This window comes from Oceanicola sp. S124 (assembly GCF_000220565.1).
Taxonomy (GTDB): Bacteria; Pseudomonadota; Alphaproteobacteria; order Rhodobacterales; family Rhodobacteraceae; genus Pseudooceanicola.
The window spans coordinates 43,836-58,109 of record NZ_AFPM01000170.1 but is presented as its reverse complement, the minus strand read 5'-3'; the positions used below and the strand labels follow the sequence as shown (position 1 = coordinate 58,109).

The 14,274-nt window shown below is 66.9% G+C and carries 15 protein-coding genes; 3 read left to right on the top strand and 12 right to left on the bottom strand.

The window, feature by feature from the left end; genetic code table 11:
- Nucleotides 1–170 precede the first annotated feature (170 nt).
- Nucleotides 171–1,538 (top strand): MATE family efflux transporter, encoded by a 1,368-nt coding sequence (locus OS124_RS0112210; protein WP_010139938.1) that lies wholly within the window; start codon nt 171–173, stop codon nt 1,536–1,538.
- Nucleotides 1,539–1,614: 76 nt separating this feature from the next.
- Here OS124_RS0112210 and OS124_RS0112205 read toward each other — a convergent pair whose 3' ends face one another.
- Together OS124_RS0112205 and OS124_RS0112200 are read right to left on the bottom strand one after the other, a co-directional pair.
- Complete coding sequence (locus OS124_RS0112205; RefSeq protein WP_010139937.1) at nt 1,615–2,028, bottom strand: hypothetical protein; 414 nt, start codon at nt 2,026–2,028, stop codon at nt 1,615–1,617.
- Nucleotides 2,029–2,056: 28 nt separating this feature from the next.
- A complete protein-coding gene (locus tag OS124_RS0112200) occupies nt 2,057–3,259 on the bottom strand; it encodes a pyridoxal phosphate-dependent aminotransferase (RefSeq protein ID WP_010139935.1) in 1,203 nt (400 codons plus the stop codon).
- Nucleotides 3,260–3,374: 115 nt separating this feature from the next.
- On the opposite strand from OS124_RS0112200, the gene OS124_RS0112195 reads away from it, so the two are divergent.
- Together OS124_RS0112195 and OS124_RS0112190 are read left to right on the top strand one after the other, a co-directional pair.
- Complete coding sequence (locus OS124_RS0112195) at nt 3,375–3,770, top strand: helix-turn-helix domain-containing protein (protein WP_010139934.1); 396 nt, start codon at nt 3,375–3,377, stop codon at nt 3,768–3,770.
- The gene (locus OS124_RS0112190; protein ID WP_010139933.1) at nt 3,767–4,048 is read left to right on the top strand and encodes an FAD assembly factor SdhE; all 282 of its coding nucleotides are present in this window, start codon (nt 3,767–3,769) and stop codon (nt 4,046–4,048) included. The genes OS124_RS0112195 and OS124_RS0112190 overlap by 4 nt, the downstream gene beginning before the upstream one ends.
- Nucleotides 4,049–4,230: 182 nt before the next feature.
- Here the strand turns inward: OS124_RS0112190 and OS124_RS0112185 are convergent, their stop codons facing one another.
- The 10 genes from OS124_RS0112185 to OS124_RS0112140 form a co-directional block, all read right to left on the bottom strand.
- Entirely contained in the window at nt 4,231–4,959 is a 729-nt protein-coding gene (locus OS124_RS0112185) for an SURF1 family protein (RefSeq protein ID WP_029375388.1), read from the bottom strand.
- Nucleotides 4,960–5,040: 81 nt separating this feature from the next.
- Nucleotides 5,041–5,418, bottom strand: coding sequence for a cytochrome o ubiquinol oxidase subunit IV (cyoD, locus tag OS124_RS0112180; protein ID WP_010139931.1), 378 nt, complete (start codon nt 5,416–5,418; stop codon nt 5,041–5,043).
- A complete protein-coding gene (gene cyoC / locus OS124_RS0112175) occupies nt 5,418–6,002 on the bottom strand; it encodes a cytochrome o ubiquinol oxidase subunit III (protein WP_010139930.1) in 585 nt (194 codons plus the stop codon). The genes cyoD and cyoC overlap by 1 nt, the downstream gene beginning before the upstream one ends.
- Entirely contained in the window at nt 5,999–7,993 is a 1,995-nt protein-coding gene (gene cyoB / locus OS124_RS0112170) for a cytochrome o ubiquinol oxidase subunit I (RefSeq protein ID WP_010139929.1), read from the bottom strand. Before cyoB ends, cyoC begins: the two co-directional genes overlap by 4 nt.
- The gene (gene cyoA, locus OS124_RS24515) at nt 7,993–9,060 is read right to left on the bottom strand and encodes a ubiquinol oxidase subunit II (protein WP_237708109.1); all 1,068 of its coding nucleotides are present in this window, start codon (nt 9,058–9,060) and stop codon (nt 7,993–7,995) included. The genes cyoB and cyoA overlap by 1 nt, the downstream gene beginning before the upstream one ends.
- A 644-nt stretch (nt 9,061–9,704) precedes the next feature.
- Nucleotides 9,705–10,205, bottom strand: a complete 501-nt coding sequence (locus OS124_RS0112160; protein ID WP_010139927.1) for a MarR family winged helix-turn-helix transcriptional regulator — start codon at nt 10,203–10,205, stop codon at nt 9,705–9,707.
- An 87-nt stretch (nt 10,206–10,292) separates the two neighbouring features.
- On the bottom strand, nt 10,293–11,060 hold the full coding sequence (locus OS124_RS0112155; protein ID WP_010139926.1) for a DUF1194 domain-containing protein: 768 nt from the start codon (nt 11,058–11,060) through the stop codon (nt 10,293–10,295).
- Between the two features lies 1 nt (nt 11,061).
- Nucleotides 11,062–11,490, bottom strand: a complete 429-nt coding sequence (locus OS124_RS0112150; protein ID WP_010139925.1) for a VOC family protein — start codon at nt 11,488–11,490, stop codon at nt 11,062–11,064.
- Between the two features lie 92 nt (nt 11,491–11,582).
- On the bottom strand, nt 11,583–12,995 hold the full coding sequence (locus OS124_RS0112145) for a surface lipoprotein assembly modifier (protein ID WP_010139924.1): 1,413 nt from the start codon (nt 12,993–12,995) through the stop codon (nt 11,583–11,585).
- Nucleotides 12,996–13,080: 85 nt separating this feature from the next.
- Nucleotides 13,081–14,097, bottom strand: a complete 1,017-nt coding sequence (locus OS124_RS0112140) for a hypothetical protein (RefSeq protein ID WP_010139922.1) — start codon at nt 14,095–14,097, stop codon at nt 13,081–13,083.
- Between the last annotated feature and the right edge of the window lie 177 nt (nt 14,098–14,274).

The window sequence follows — 14,274 nt, the reverse complement described above, 5'->3', positions numbered from 1 at the left end:
GGTCTGCGCCTCGGCGCCCTTCAGAAGATCGTCGGCCATCTGGTGTTCCCGGCTGCTCGTGTTGTTCTTGATCGCGCCATTATGTCAGTGCGCGCGGGCGGGGAAAAGGGGCGCGGGCCCTGGCAACGCCCAGCCTTGCCGAAAATCGGTCCGCCCCCTAAGGGAGAGGGATGACATCTCCGCTTCCATACGGGCGCCACCTGCGCCAGGTGCTGGTACTGGGCCTGCCTCTGGCGGGCAGCCAGCTGGCACAGAACGCCCTGACGCTGGTCGATGCGGCCATGCTGGGCTGGTACGATCCCATCACCCTGGCGGCCGAGACCCTGGCCGCGGGCCTTTTCGTCGTGCTGTTCCTGGCGGCCAGCGGATTCGCCATCGGCCTGTCCCCCCTGGTCGCCGGGGCCGAGGCGCGGGGCGACACCACCCAGGCGCGGCGGCTGACCCGCATGGCGCTGTGGCTGGCGCTTGGCGGCGGCGTGCTGGCGATGCCGGTGCTGCTCTCGGCCGAGGCGATCTTCCTGGCCACCGGCCAGACCCCCGAGATCGCGGCGCTGGCGGGGCAGTATCTCGATATCCTCGCCTGGGGCATCTTCCCGGCGCTCGGCGCCATGGTGCTGAAAAGCTACCTCGCCGCGCTGGAACGCACGCGGGTGGTGCTGGTGGTCATGCTGGTGGCGCTGGTGGTCAACGGCATTGCCAATTACGCGTTGATCTTCGGCGCCTGGGGCTTTCCCGAGCTGGGCATTCGCGGCGCGGCGATCTCTTCCGTGCTGATGCATGTGGCGACGCTGCTGTTCCTCGTCGGCTACGTGCAGCGGGTCCTGCCCGAGCAGGCGCTGTTCCAGAGGCTCTGGCGGCCCGACCCCGAGAGCATCGCCCGGGTCTTCCACCTCGGCTGGCCGATCGGGCTGACCCTGGTGGCCGAGGTCGGCCTGTTCGCCGCCTCCTCGATCCTGATGGGCAGGCTGGGGGAAACCGCGCTGACCGCCCACGGGATCGCGCTGCAGATCACCTCGCTGATCTTCATGATCCACCTCGGCTTCAGCCAGGCCGCGACGATCCGTGCCGGCAGCGCCCATGGGCGCGCAGAGATGGACGACATGGTGCGCGGCGCCCATGTGGCCATCGCGCTGTCACTGCTGACGGTGATCGTCTCGAGCATCCTCTTCGTGGCGGTGCCCGAGCTGCTGGTCGGACCCTTCCTGGATCCGGACGCCAAAACGCGCGACGAGATCGTCGCCGTGGTGCGCGGATTGCTGATTGCGGCGGCGGTATTCCAGCTGGTCGATGCCATGCAGGTCATGGCGCTTGGCCTGCTGCGCGGCTTGCAGGACACCCGCTGGCCGATGATCTTCGCCGGGGTCAGCTACTGGATCGTGGGGGTGCCCGCCGCTTGGCTGCTGGGTTTGAAGCTGGGGCTGGGCGGGGTTGGCGTCTGGCTGGGCCTGGCCGCCGGGTTGACGCTGGCGGCGCTGACCATGATGACCCGGCTCTGGCGCACCGTCATCCCGCAGGCCCGCGCCGCGCTGGAAAAATAGCACTGCCCCGACAGGCCGCTTCGGATCTTTGGCGGGGGCTTGTCCGCCCCTGCCGGAAGCTGCACCCGCGGGGGCCTCAGCCCTCGCCGCGCTCTTTCATCAGGCGGTCGGCCCGCTTGCGCACCAGCACCTGTCGCAGGTCGTGCATGGCCATCAGCAAGGTATCGGTGACCGCCTCCAGCGCGTCGTCGCTGGCCTTGGTCTGGGCCCAGTGGGCGGTCAGGTTCAGGTGATCCACGGCGCGGAAGATGTCGTCCATCTCGCGCGCGGCCAGAACCTCGCGGCGCTCTTCCATCCAGGTGTGGATCGCGGCCAGGTCTTCGGCGGCCAGCTCACGCTCGCCATGGGGTTTCACCTCGCCGTTGCGGATGTTGACCACCGCGATCTGGTCCATGGCGAGGCGCCGCTGGCGATCCTCCGAGGAGACCCGGAAGACCGCCGCGCCATTGTCGCGAATGCGGAAGAAATAGGGGGGCAGGTCGGTGCTCATGTCTGTTTCTTCCTTTCGTCGCCTGGGCTCAGGTCAGGCCCTTGCAGAAGGTCTGGATCCGGGTGCAGGCCTCGATCAGGTTGGCCTCGGAGGTGGCGTAGGAGATGCGGAAGTTCGGGCTGAGCCCGAAGGCCGCGCCGAAGACCGCCGCCGTGCCGGTTTCCTCGAGCAGGGCCGTGGCGAAGGCCTCGTCCGTGTCGATCAGCGTGCCGCCGGCCGAGGTCTTGCCGATCAGCCCGGCGATCGAGGGGTAGACGTAGAAGGCGCCATCGGGCACCGGGCATGTGATGCCCCCGACCGCGTTCAGCATCTCGACCACGATATCGCGCCGTTTCCTGAACAATTCGTTGTTGGGGGCGATGAAATCCTGCGTGCCGTCCAGCGCCTCGACCGCCGCCCACTGGCTGACCGAGCAGGGGTTCGAGGTCGACTGGCTCTGCACCTTGCGCATGGCGCCGATCAGCTCTTTCGGGCCAGCCGCATAGCCGATCCGCCAGCCGGTCATGGCATAGGCCTTGGACACGCCGTTGACGGTCAGGGTGCGGTCGTAGAGGCCGGGCTCGACCTCGGCGGGGGTGCAGAACTCGAAGCCGTCGTAGATCAGGTGTTCGTACATGTCGTCCGACAGGATATGCACCTGGGGATGGCGCATCAGCACATCGGTGATCGCCTTCAGCTCGGCCCGTGTGTAGCCCGCACCGGTGGGGTTGGAGGGCGAGTTGAAGATCAGCCACTTGGTCTTGTCGGTGATCGCCGCCTCAAGCGCCTGCGGGGTGATCTTGAAGCCGTTTTCTAGCGGCCCCTCGACGACGACCGGCGTGCCGCCCGCCAGCAGCACCATGTCGGGGTAGGAGACCCAGTAGGGCGCCGGGATGATCACCTCGTCGCCGGGGTTCAGGGTGGCGACCAGCGCATTGTAGAGCACCTGCTTGCCGCCGGTGCCCACCGTCACCTGCGCCGGCTCGTAGCTGAGGTTGTTGTCGCGCTTCAGCTTGGCGCAGATCGCCGCCTTCAGCTCGGGGATGCCGTCGACGGCGGTGTATTTCGTCTTGCCGGCCTCGATGGCGGCGATGGCGGCGCGCTTGATGTTCTCGGGCGTGTCGAAGTCCGGTTCGCCCGCCGAGAGGCCTATGACGTCCTTACCCGCCGCCTTCATCTCCAGCGTCTTGTTGGTCATCATGATCGTGGGAGAGGGCTTCACACGGGCCAGCGTGTCGGAAAGGAAGGCCATGGGGTCGGGCTCCGGTTTGTATTTCGCTGCTCTCCGTCTTAGGCTTGGCCCGCGTCCCCCGCAAGATTGAACGGCCCCGGGGCCGGGGCGGCAGGGGCCGGGACAAGGAGATCTCATGACCGCGCCTTCCGATGACTGGTATTCCGCCGAAAGCGCCACCTTCGGCGACCGTGTCGAGGCAGCCCGTTCCGCCGCCGGCATGACCCAGGGCCAGCTGGCCAAGCGGCTTGGCGTCAAGCTGGGCACCCTGCGCGGTTGGGAAGAGGATGTCTCGGAGCCCCGCGCCAACAAGCTGCAGATGCTGGCCGGGGTGCTGGGGGTTTCCCTGACCTGGCTGCTTTCGGGCGAGGGCGATGGCGTCGCGCCGCCCGACGAGGTGCCCGAGGTCGATCCGGGCGTGCTGTCGGCGCTGCAGGAAATGCGCGAGATCCGCAGCCAGATGACTGGCATGGCGGACCGGCTGGCGCTATTGGAGAAGCGCCTGAGAACCGCCCTGAAGGAAAGCACATGAGCGACGCCCGCCTCTCTGAATCCTATCCGCAAGGAGAACCGCGCGAGGTCCGGCTGAAGCGGATGAAGATGCGCTCGATGCGACGCGGGATCAAGGAGATGGACATCATCCTGATGCGCTTCGTCGAGAGCGATCTTGACCGGCTGAGCGATGCCGAGCTGGATCTCTACGATGCGGTGCTGGGGCAGAACGACCAGGATCTCTACCAGTGGGTCTCGGGGCAGGCGACGCCGCCCGCCGCGCTGGCGTCGATGATCGATCGTATCGCAGGACGCTGAGCCGGCCCTGCGCTGCCGGGGCTGGGCCCGACTTTACCACTGCCCTCGGCCCGTGACGGGCGAGGGGGCAGGCCAGAAGGTGGGATATCTCCCACCCTACGCGGCCTGACACGCCGGTGCCGCCGGGCGGGGGCCCTCGCTTGGCGTAGGGTGGGTGCAACCCACCGTGGCCCGACTGGCCCTCAGCGCCGCCGCAGTTCCATCCGCAGCACCAGCCCGTAGCCCACGGCCACCACCGCCGCGAGGGCGAACCAGGTCAGCGCGTAGCTGAGGTGGGCATTGCGGAAGCTGACCACCGTTCGCCCGCCGCGCGGCCAGTCGTCGCCCTGCCGCTCGGCATCGACGAAATAGGGCGCCGCCCGGTCGAAGCCCTTCGCCGTGGTGATCGAGCCCACGTCGCGGCGATACCATGTACCGGCCTCGGGATCGTTCTTGCGGGCAAAGAGCCAGCGGTGATCCTCGGAGAGGCGCAGCAGCCCGGTGACCGTGACCTCGCCCTCGGGGCGCAGCAGGTCGCCGGCGCGGCCCTCGGCCTCGGGCACCACGCCACGATTGACCAGCACCACCGTACCGTCATCGCGCCGCAGCGGGGTCAGGACCCAGAAGGCGGGGCCGTAGTCCGAGGGGGTGTAGATCAGCGCCTCTTCCCGGTGCAGGTACTCGCCGCGCAGGGTGACGCGGGTGTACTCGGCCCCGGCCCCATCGGCCGAGGCGATGGCCTGCCAGTCCTCAGGGCCGGGGGCGGGCAGGGGCGCGGCGTGGATGCGGGCATCGACCCGCTCGATCAGGTCCAGCTTCCAGTGCAGGCGCTGCACCTGCCAGACCCCGAGCGAGGTGAAGCCGGCGATGCCGATCACGGCGATCAGCGTGGCGATCATCAGGCTGGGCCAGCGTATCCTTGCTTGGCTCATGGGGGCACCTTTCGTCCCGTGTGAAACGCGAAGGGGCCGGCGCTTGCGCCCGGCCCCTCCCTTGCTGCGGCGCGGGGCCTCTCAGCCCTGCTGGCTCTGCAGGTTCATCATCTGCTCCATGTCGGGCATCGGCATCATGTTCTCGTTCATGTTGTGCATGACCCAGAGAGAGCCGGCCAGCACGATCACCAGGATGATCACCGAGAAGATCGTCGCCACGAGGGTCCAACCCTGCTCGGAGGATTTGCCGACATGCAGGAAGTAGACCAAGTGGACGATGATCTGCACCGCGCCCATGCCCATGATCAGGCCGATGGCCAGGTTGCGGGGCAGGTCGACCTCTCCCATCACCAGCCCGAAGGGCAGGATGGTCAGGATCGCGGCCATGGCGAAGCCGATCATCAGGCTGCCGAGCGTGCCGTGGCTGCCGCCGGAATGTGCGTGCGAATGGTCGCTCATCAGATCAACCTCACGAGATAGACGAAGGAGAAGACCCCGATCCAGATCAGGTCGAGGAAGTGCCAGAACATCGACAGCGTGCCGAGGCGGCGCATGTTGGCCCCGTTCAGGCCATGCAAGCGCAGCTGCAGGATCAGCGTGACCAGCCAGATCAGGCCGCCGGTGACGTGCAGCCCGTGGGTGCCGACCAGCGCGAAGAAGGCCGACAGGAAGGCCGAGCGGTCCGGACCCGCGCCGATGTGGATCAGGTGCGCGAACTCGTAGACCTCCATCCCGATGAAGCCCGCGCCGAGCAGGCCGGAGACGATCAGCCAGCCGGTGGTGGCGTCAAGCTTCTGCTTGTCGGCGGCCAGCATCGCCATGCCGAAGGTGATCGACGAGAAGAGCAGCAGCGCGGTCTCGACCGCGATGAAGCCCGGCTCGAACAGGTCCTTCGGCCCGGGCCCGCCGGCGAAACTGCCGCCGAGCACCGCGTAGGTGGCGAAGAGGGCCCCGAAGATGATGCAGTCGCTCATCAGGTAGATCCAGAACCCGATGTTGGTCGGGCTCTCGTGATGGGCGTGGTGTGCGTCGGCCGCGCTCATGCCGAGGCTCCTTTCGCTTCGGTGGCCGCGACCTCATCCGGCTGGATGTAGTAGTCGCGGTTGTAGTTGAAGGTGTGGGCGATGCCGATGGCCAACATCGCGACGAAGGACAGGATGGCGAGCCACCAGATGTACCAGACCATGGCGAAGCCGAAGGCCAGCGCGAAGGCCGAGATGAGAACGCCGGTGGCGGTGTCCTTGGGCATGTGGATCGCCTGGTAGTCGGTCGACCACTTGAAGCCCTCTTCCTTCATCTTCCAGAACATGTCGCGACCAGTGACCACGATGTCCTGCGGGAAGTTGTACTTCTGCGGCGGCGACTGGTTGGCCCATTCCAGGGTGCGGGCATCCCAGGGGTCTCCGCCGCAGGCCAGGCGCTTGCGGTCGCGGATAGAGACGTAGAAGCACATGAAGGTGGACAGGATGCCGAACAGGATTACCACGGCGCCGACGGCGGCGATGATGAAGTAGGGCTGCCAGCCCATGTCCTCGTAGGAGTTCATCCGCCGCGTCACGCCCATCAGGCCGAGCGCGTAGAGCGGCATGAAGGCCAGGTAGAAGCCGACGAACCAGCCCCAGAAGGCGCGCTTGCCCCAGCGGTCATCCAGCTTGAAGCCGAAGGCCTTGGGCCACCAGTAGGTCACCGCAGCGTAGACGCCGAAGACGACCCCGCCGATGATCACGTTGTGGAAGTGGGCGATCAGGAACAGCGTGTTGTGCAGCTGGAAGTCGACCGGGGGAACGGCCAGCAGGACGCCGGTCATGCCGCCGATGGTGAAGGTCACGAGGAAGCCGATGGTCCAGTACATCGGCACTTCCAGGCGCACGCTGCCTCGGTACATGGTGAACAGCCAGTTGAAGATCTTCACGCCCGTCGGCACCGCGATGATCATCGTGGTGATGCCGAAGAAGGTGTTGACGTTCGCCCCCGACCCCATGGTGAAGAAGTGGTGCAGCCAGACCACGAAGCTCAGCACCATGATGCAGGCTGTGGCCCAGACCATCGTGGTGTAGCCGAACAGCGGCTTGCGCGAGAAGGTGGCGACGATCTCCGAGAAGACGCCGAAGATCGGGATGATGAGTATGTAGACCTCGGGGTGGCCCCAGATCCAGATCAGGTTGATGTACATCATCGCGTTCCCACCGAAGTCATTGGTGAAGAAGCGGAAGTCCAGGTAGCGGTCCAGCGTCAGCATGCCGAGGGTCGCGGTCAGCACCGGGAAGGCGGCGACGATCAGCACGTTGGTGATCAGCGCGGTCCAGGTGAAGACCGGCATCATCATCATCTTCATGCCCGGCGCGCGCATCTTCAGGATCGTGGCGATCAGGTTGATGCCCGACAGCGTGGTGCCCACGCCCGCGATCTGCAGCGCCCAGAGATAGTAATCCATCCCCGGCCCGGTACTGTATGAGGCCCCCGAAAGCGGCGGGAAGGCCAGCCAGCCGACGCGGGCGAATTCCCCGACGAAGAGCGAAATGTTCACCAGCAGAGCCCCGGCCACCGTCATCCAGAACGAGAAGTTGTTCAGGAAGGGGAAGGCCACGTCGCGGGCGCCGATCTGCGTCGGCATGACGTAGTTCATGATGCCGGTGACGAAGGGCATGGCGACGAAGAAGATCATGATCACGCCATGGGCGGTGAAGACCTGGTCGTAGTGGTGCGGCGGCAGGTAGCCCTCGGCGCCACCGGCAGCCAGGGCCTGCTGCAGGCGCATCATCAGCGCATCGGCAAAGCCGCGCACCATCATCACGAAGCCCAGCACCATGTACATGATGCCGATCTTCTTGTGGTCGACCGAGATCACCCAGTCGCGCCAGAGCGGCAGCCAGAGCCGGAAGCGGGTCATCAGCGCCAGCACGATCAGGCCGGCCAGCCCGACGCCCAGGAAGGTGCCGATCAGGATCGGCTCGTGGTAGGGGATCCAGTCGAGGGTCAGCCGGCCGAAGATCGGCGACCAGGTCTCTTGCGGTTGTACGTGTCCGGTTGCCATCAGGATTTGGCCTTTGCATCGAGAGGCGTCCGGCAGAGCAGGTCGGGATCCGCCAGGAAGGCCTCGTAGTAGTGTTTCGGTTCAGGCGCGGGCAGCGAGATCGGATTGCCGAAGCCGTCGATCGCGCGATGCCGGTCGTATTCGTAGAAGGGCACGTTGGGGATGCCCTGCAGCCCGCCGCCGCCGTGCATGTCCATCATCATCATGTCGCCCATGCAGACCGTCTGTTCGGCCACGCAAAGCTCGACGATACGGCCGAAGAGGCCCTCGCTGACGCCGCCGTAGTAGGTCACGGGCGCATCGATGCTGGGGGTCTCCAGCTCAAGGTAGCTTTCGGCGTCCAGGGTCGTGCCCTCGGCGCGGACCTTCTCGACCCAGGCGTCGAAGCCTGCTTCGTCCATGGCCAGCGTGTCGAAGGTCATGTGGCTGAAACCGGGCCCCGAGTAATGCGCCGAGCGCCCAGGATAGGTGCCCTCGCTGTCGGCGATCAGGTGCAGCTTGGTCTCCATGCCGGCCATGGAATAGACCATGCCGCCAAGCGCCGGGATCGACAGGGTGTTCATCACCGTTGACGAGGTCAGCGAGAAGTTGACCGGGCGGCCCGCCGGGATCGCCAGCTCGTTCACCGAGGCGACGCCCAGCTCGGGGTAGATGAACAGCCACTTCCAGTCGAGCGAGACGGCCTGCACCTCGATCGGCTCACCGGCCTCGAGATGGTCCAGCGTGCGGTAGGGATCCAGCCGGTGGGTATAGACCCAGGTGAAATAGCCAAGGCCGACGATGATCAGGATCGGCACGCCCCAGACCACGACTTCCAGCTTGGAGGAGTGGGTGAAGGTGGGGTCGTAATCCGAGGTATCCTTGCGGTCGGCGCGATACTTCAGCGGGAAGTAGACCGACATGAAGAGCACCGGCAGGATGACGATCAGCATCAGCAGGGTGGAGATGATCAGGAGGTTCTTCTCCTGGTGGGCGACCCAGCCGGAAGGGGCCAGGACATGGAACTGACAGCCGGAAAGCGCAACAGCGCCCGCCATGGCCAGCAGGGGTTTTATCGTTCGCAGCAACGTCTTCGCCTCTTGGTCTTCCGATGGCCCGGAGGGAGGATCGGCCATCGGCCCGGACAGGGTCCGGTCAGGGAATGCCCGTGGGGCTACGCCTTGTTGCGGGGGACAACACCGGGGCGTATTGCCGCACCGCCGCGAAAAGGGCCGGTTTGTAACGTTATTTTGAAAATGACCTAAGGCAGCTTCTCACGGGAAAGTCAAAAGCTGCCTGTTTTCGTGATCGGATCCGGCGGCGCACAGCCTTGGATTGCATCGGGCACGGCGGAAACCGGCCCGCAGGCGCAGCGGGCGACTCACCTTCCTGATCGCAGGACCGGCAGCGATGAGGGCATCGCAAGGGGGGGCGGAAGGTCGATGCGGCGGTTGATGGGCTGCGGCCTCCTTGCGCACGGGTCCCAGGGCCCGCGCGCAAGGAGGCCTTTGCCGCGGAGGGATCGGGAGGGGCCTCTCGGCGATGGTCGGGGGCACCGGGGAGCGGCCGGGCAGGGTCTCGGGGCGAGGGCCCGGATGGTGGGTTGCACCCACCCTACGCCTGACGCAGGTGTCGCGCGCCTGGCCGAGGTGTTGTGGTGCGGCCAGTGTTGATGCCGGTCCGGGTCGCCGGTTCTGGCAGGGCCCTGCCGGCAGGCGGGACCGTGGCGGGGTCAGTAGATGTAGCGGATCTGATCGCTCCAGAAACGCTCGACCCGGCGCAGCGAGGTGGTGATGTCGTCGAGACCGGCGAAATCCAGTACGCCGCGGCTTTCCAGCCCCTCGGCATGGCGCTCGAAGAGCGTCGCGACGACCTCGCGGATCTCGCGGCCCTTCTGGGTCAGGCGGACGCGGACCGAGCGGCGGTCGATCTCGCAGCGCTCATGGTGCATGTAGCCCATCTCGACCAGCTTCTTGAGGTTGTAGCTGACGTTGCTGCCCTGGTAGTAGCCGCGCGACTTCAGCTCGCCCGCCGTCACCTCGTTTTCGCCGATGTTGAACAGCAGCAGGGCCTGCACCGCGTTGATCTCCAGCACGCCGACGCGCTCGAACTCGTCCTTGATCACATCCAGCAGCAGCCGGTGCAGCCGTTCGACAAGCGCCAGCGCCTCCAGGTAACCCTGCATGAACTCCTTCGGTGCCACCCTCGGCCCGATCGCGTTCTGAATGCTCATCCGTTTCTCCGTCACGACTGCTCGGGGAGAAACTCGGCGAAATTCCCAAAAATCCGGTTAATTCCAAATGGATAGACCGTTCCGTGGTTAACGCAACCTCTCGCCGCGCCGCGGCAGGTCGTCACGGAGCAGCGCCGGCCCGTCTCCGGAAAGGGGCAGAATCGCCAGCTCTTTCAGAAGTTTGCGCACCATGGCCTGTTCAAAATCCCTGAAGCCGAAGGCGCTTTCGACGAAAGCATCGGTGCCGCGCAGCACATGGGCACGGTAGTAGGCCGAGAGTTCGGCAATGCGGTCGGGGCGCGCGATCACCAGGCCGTTGACGGTGATCCCCGGCAGATCCAGCTGGCGCGGCACGGGGCCTGTGTTGTGCCGACCGTCGCCGGACAGGTCGAGCACGCGGCGCCAGCAGCCGGGGTGCCGCGCCAGGGCCTCGGCACCGAAAAGCAGCGCCGGGGCGATGGCGGTGGAGGGGTCCATGGGCTGGCGCCGCGCCGCGCGCAGCCGGGCCTGGAACGCGGCCAGAGCGGCGGGCGAGCCGATCTCGCTCCAGGGCGCCAGAACGCGCTGGTCGGCGGGGCCGCTCCATTCGTAGACCATCAGGCGGACCGGGGCGCCGGGCAGGGCGAAGAGCGCCTCGCGCACCTGCGGGTTGTCCAGCGCCCGCGCCAGGCCTTCGAGTTGCAGCCGGTACTCGCCGTCATCGACCGACCCCGAGACGTCGAGGCCAAGCGCGAGGGCCTCGCGGCAGGCCCGGCCCGGGTCGTCACCGATGGCCTGAGCCGCGCCCGGACACGGCGCGACGGCGCAGGCCAGAAGCCCCGCCGCCAGCACCAGTATCCGGGCGCCGCGGATCACCTTACCAGTGCCCGGTGTTCTCCATCGAAGCCCAGGGCTCGGCCGGCTCCAGCGAGCCGCCTTCCTGCAGCAGCTCGATCGAGATGTTGTCGGGGCTGCGCACGAAGGCCATGTGGCCGTCGCGCGGGGGGCGGTTGATTGTCACGCCGGCGTCCATCAGCTTCTGGCAGAGGGCGTAGATGTTCTCGACCCGATAGGCGAGATGGCCGAAGTGGCGGCTGTCCGAGGGCAGGCCATCATCGCCGTCCCAGTTGTAGGTCAACTCGACCGAGCACTCTTCCTGACCTTCGGGGGCCATGAAGATAAGGCTGAAGCGGCCGCCTTCATTGTCGATCCGCCGGGTCTCCTTCAGGCCCAGAAGCTCGTAGAAAGCCTTGGATTTTTCCAGGTCCTTCACCCGGACCATCGTGTGCAGATAGCGAATTTTCATGGCGCGTTCCTTTCATCCATCGGTCCCGGGGCATCGCGGGGCCGTTCCGATTGGAAGGTAGCAGAGGCCGGGGCGTTGTCGATGCGAAAGGCTCAGAACGCCGAGCGGACCGAGAGGCCGAGGCCGGTGCGGGTGGTGTCGTAGATGGCGATGTTCGAGGTGGTCTTCGCGGTCTCGAGCGTCACCACCGGGTTGAACCCCATGTAGTCGAGGTCGCGGAAGGTGACCTGCAACTCGGCGCGGATCTCTTCGTCCTGCCGGCCGTCGAAGCTGTAGGGAGAGCGGTCGAAATCGCGGCTACGCGTTTCGAGCGTCAGCAGCGGGTCGGCGCCCAGGGCCTCGCCCAGCCAGTCCGCCTTCGGGGCCAGCCGCGCGCCAAGGCGCAGGTCGCTGTAGTCGGCAGCGCTGAAGTCCGAGCTGGAGCGCGTGTAGCTGCCGTAGAGGCTGACCTGGCCGCCGGTCCAGGCGTGATCCCAGCCGAGAGAAAGCAGCCCGACATCGGCCTCGGGGGCGGCCTCGCCCCGGCGTGCCTCGAGCGAAAGCGAGGTGGTCAGCCGGTCGCGCGACGACAGGGCGTGTTGCAACCGGGCTTCGCCGCGCAGGAAGGCGCCGTAGGGATCGCCTCCGTACCAGTTCTGCCCGGCCCAGGCGGTCATCGCCAGCTCGTTGCCGCGCGCGCCCAGCAACATGCGGCGGCCGAGACCGGCAGCAAGACTGGTATAGGCGTAGTCGCTGCCCTTCGCGTCCGGTGCGGCGGCCTGCGCCTCGCTCGACAGGCTGTAGCTGCGGTGGCTGGCGCGCAGCAGCAGGTCCGTGGCCTCGGTCGCGGTCTGGCCGAGGCGATAGCGGGTGTCGGCGCCGAAGCTCAGCTCCACCCCGCCGAGGGCCTGAGCATCGCCCGAGAGGGCGAATTCCCAGGGCAGCCCGTCGATGGTGAAACGGTCATTGGAAGAGCCGTTGTTGATGTTGTCGGTGGGGGTCACCGCCAGGCTGAACCGGGTCGACCAGGGGTTGCGCAGGCGGACATACCTGAAGTCGCGGATAGCGCGGGCCCGGGTGGCGGGGCTGGGGGCGGCCTCGGCGGCGCGGCGCAGCCAGATCTGGGCGCGGGTGTGGTGGCCGGCGCTGGCCAGCACTTGGGCGCGGATCAGCGCGGCGGCGTAGCGTTCCTCGTCGGTTCCGGCCAGGTCCCAGGCCGCTGCGGCGGCGCGTCCGGCCTCGGCGTCTTCGCCGAGCGCGCGGGCTGCCTGGGCCAGCAGGAGCTGGGCGGCGAAGTCGCGCGGGTCGCGCTTCAGCAGCGCTTGCGCCAGCGCCCGGGCCGCGCCGGCATCCCCCCTTTGCAGACGGGCCGCGGCAAGGGTGCGCATCTGCACCGGGGTCAGCTCGTAGAGCGCCTGGTCCTGTTCCGCGCGTCCCTGTCCGGGGCCGACCTGCAGGGCCAGTGCCAGCACCAGACCCAGGGCACGCAGACCTTGCCGCCGCTGGCGGCCGGCACCGGTCTGCAAGGCGCCCCTGTCCCGTGGGGCGGGAGCGCCGGAAACTCGGTCTCCGGAAACCGGGGCGCCGGGGGCAGGGCGGCTATACATCGGCTCAGCGATAGAGGATGAAGCCGCCGGTTTCCTGGACGGTCACCCCGTCGAGGCGCGGATCGTCCGAGGTCATCACGATGATGCCGACGATCTCGTCCGCCTTCACCGCATCCTTGTCGCCTTCGGACAGGATCGCGTAGTAGGTGCCGGTCTCGTACTCGGACGCCACGCCGCCGTCGTCGTAATAGCTGATGACGCTGCCGGTGATCTCGCCATTGCTGTCGGCCACGCCCGGTTCGATGACGAAGGTCAGCGTTGGCAGGGCGGTCGCCTCCAGCGCCGTCGCGATATCCGAGGTCACGTCGGTGCCATCCGCGGCATAGACGCGGCGGTTGCTGATCTCGCCCTTCACGCCGGCGCCGCTGTCGAAGTCCTCGAAGTCGATGTCGACGGTCATGTCGCCCTGGGAATACTCGATCCCGCTGGCACCGTCGAAGACGCGCAAGCCGCCGTACTGGCCGCTGTAGGTCGCCTGGCCGCTGGTCGGCAGGGTCACCTCGCCGTTGCGCTGATAGATGAAACCGCCGAAGCCGTAGCCCACGTAGCCGCCAGAGCGCGCGATGGCGAATTCGGTATTGCCGCTGGTCGAGACGCCATAGATCGCCCGGTGCAGCAGCTGGCTGACCTCGTTGCCGGTCTCGGCGTCCTCGTAGCTCATCGCGCCCTCGTAGAGCGCATAGCCGCCGAGCGAGCCGAAGGGCACGGTGATCCGGGTGTAGTCGTTGTCGCCGTCAAAGGCGAGCCCGTCGACGGTGAAGGTATCGGTGCCCGAGTCGTAGCTGACCGCCGAGACATAGCCGCCGCCGTTGTCGTCCTGGGCCTCGCGCCGGAAGATCGAGTTGTCGGGCTCCGGAGAGGCGGTGCCGGGAGGCAGCTCGCGGTCGCTTTCGATCCCCGAACCGTCATCCTCGTCGCCCGAGCTGTCCGTGGTCTCGTCTTCGTCGAAGGGATTCGAAGAATTCCCGCATGCGCTGACAGCCAGGGCCGCCAGCAGCAGAAGGATCCAGGTCCTTGCCATGTCACTGCCTCATCTATGCTCGACCGGCCTCTCTCGGGCCGCGTTGACAAAAGCCTCGGGTCGGGGTGGTGAAAAGTCAATCTGGAATGGTGCTTAGAAGGGGATCTTCGCGTGGGTGCGGCGGAATTGCCCTACTGCATCTGGAGGTTCCGCTTCGCGGTCCCACAAGATACCCTT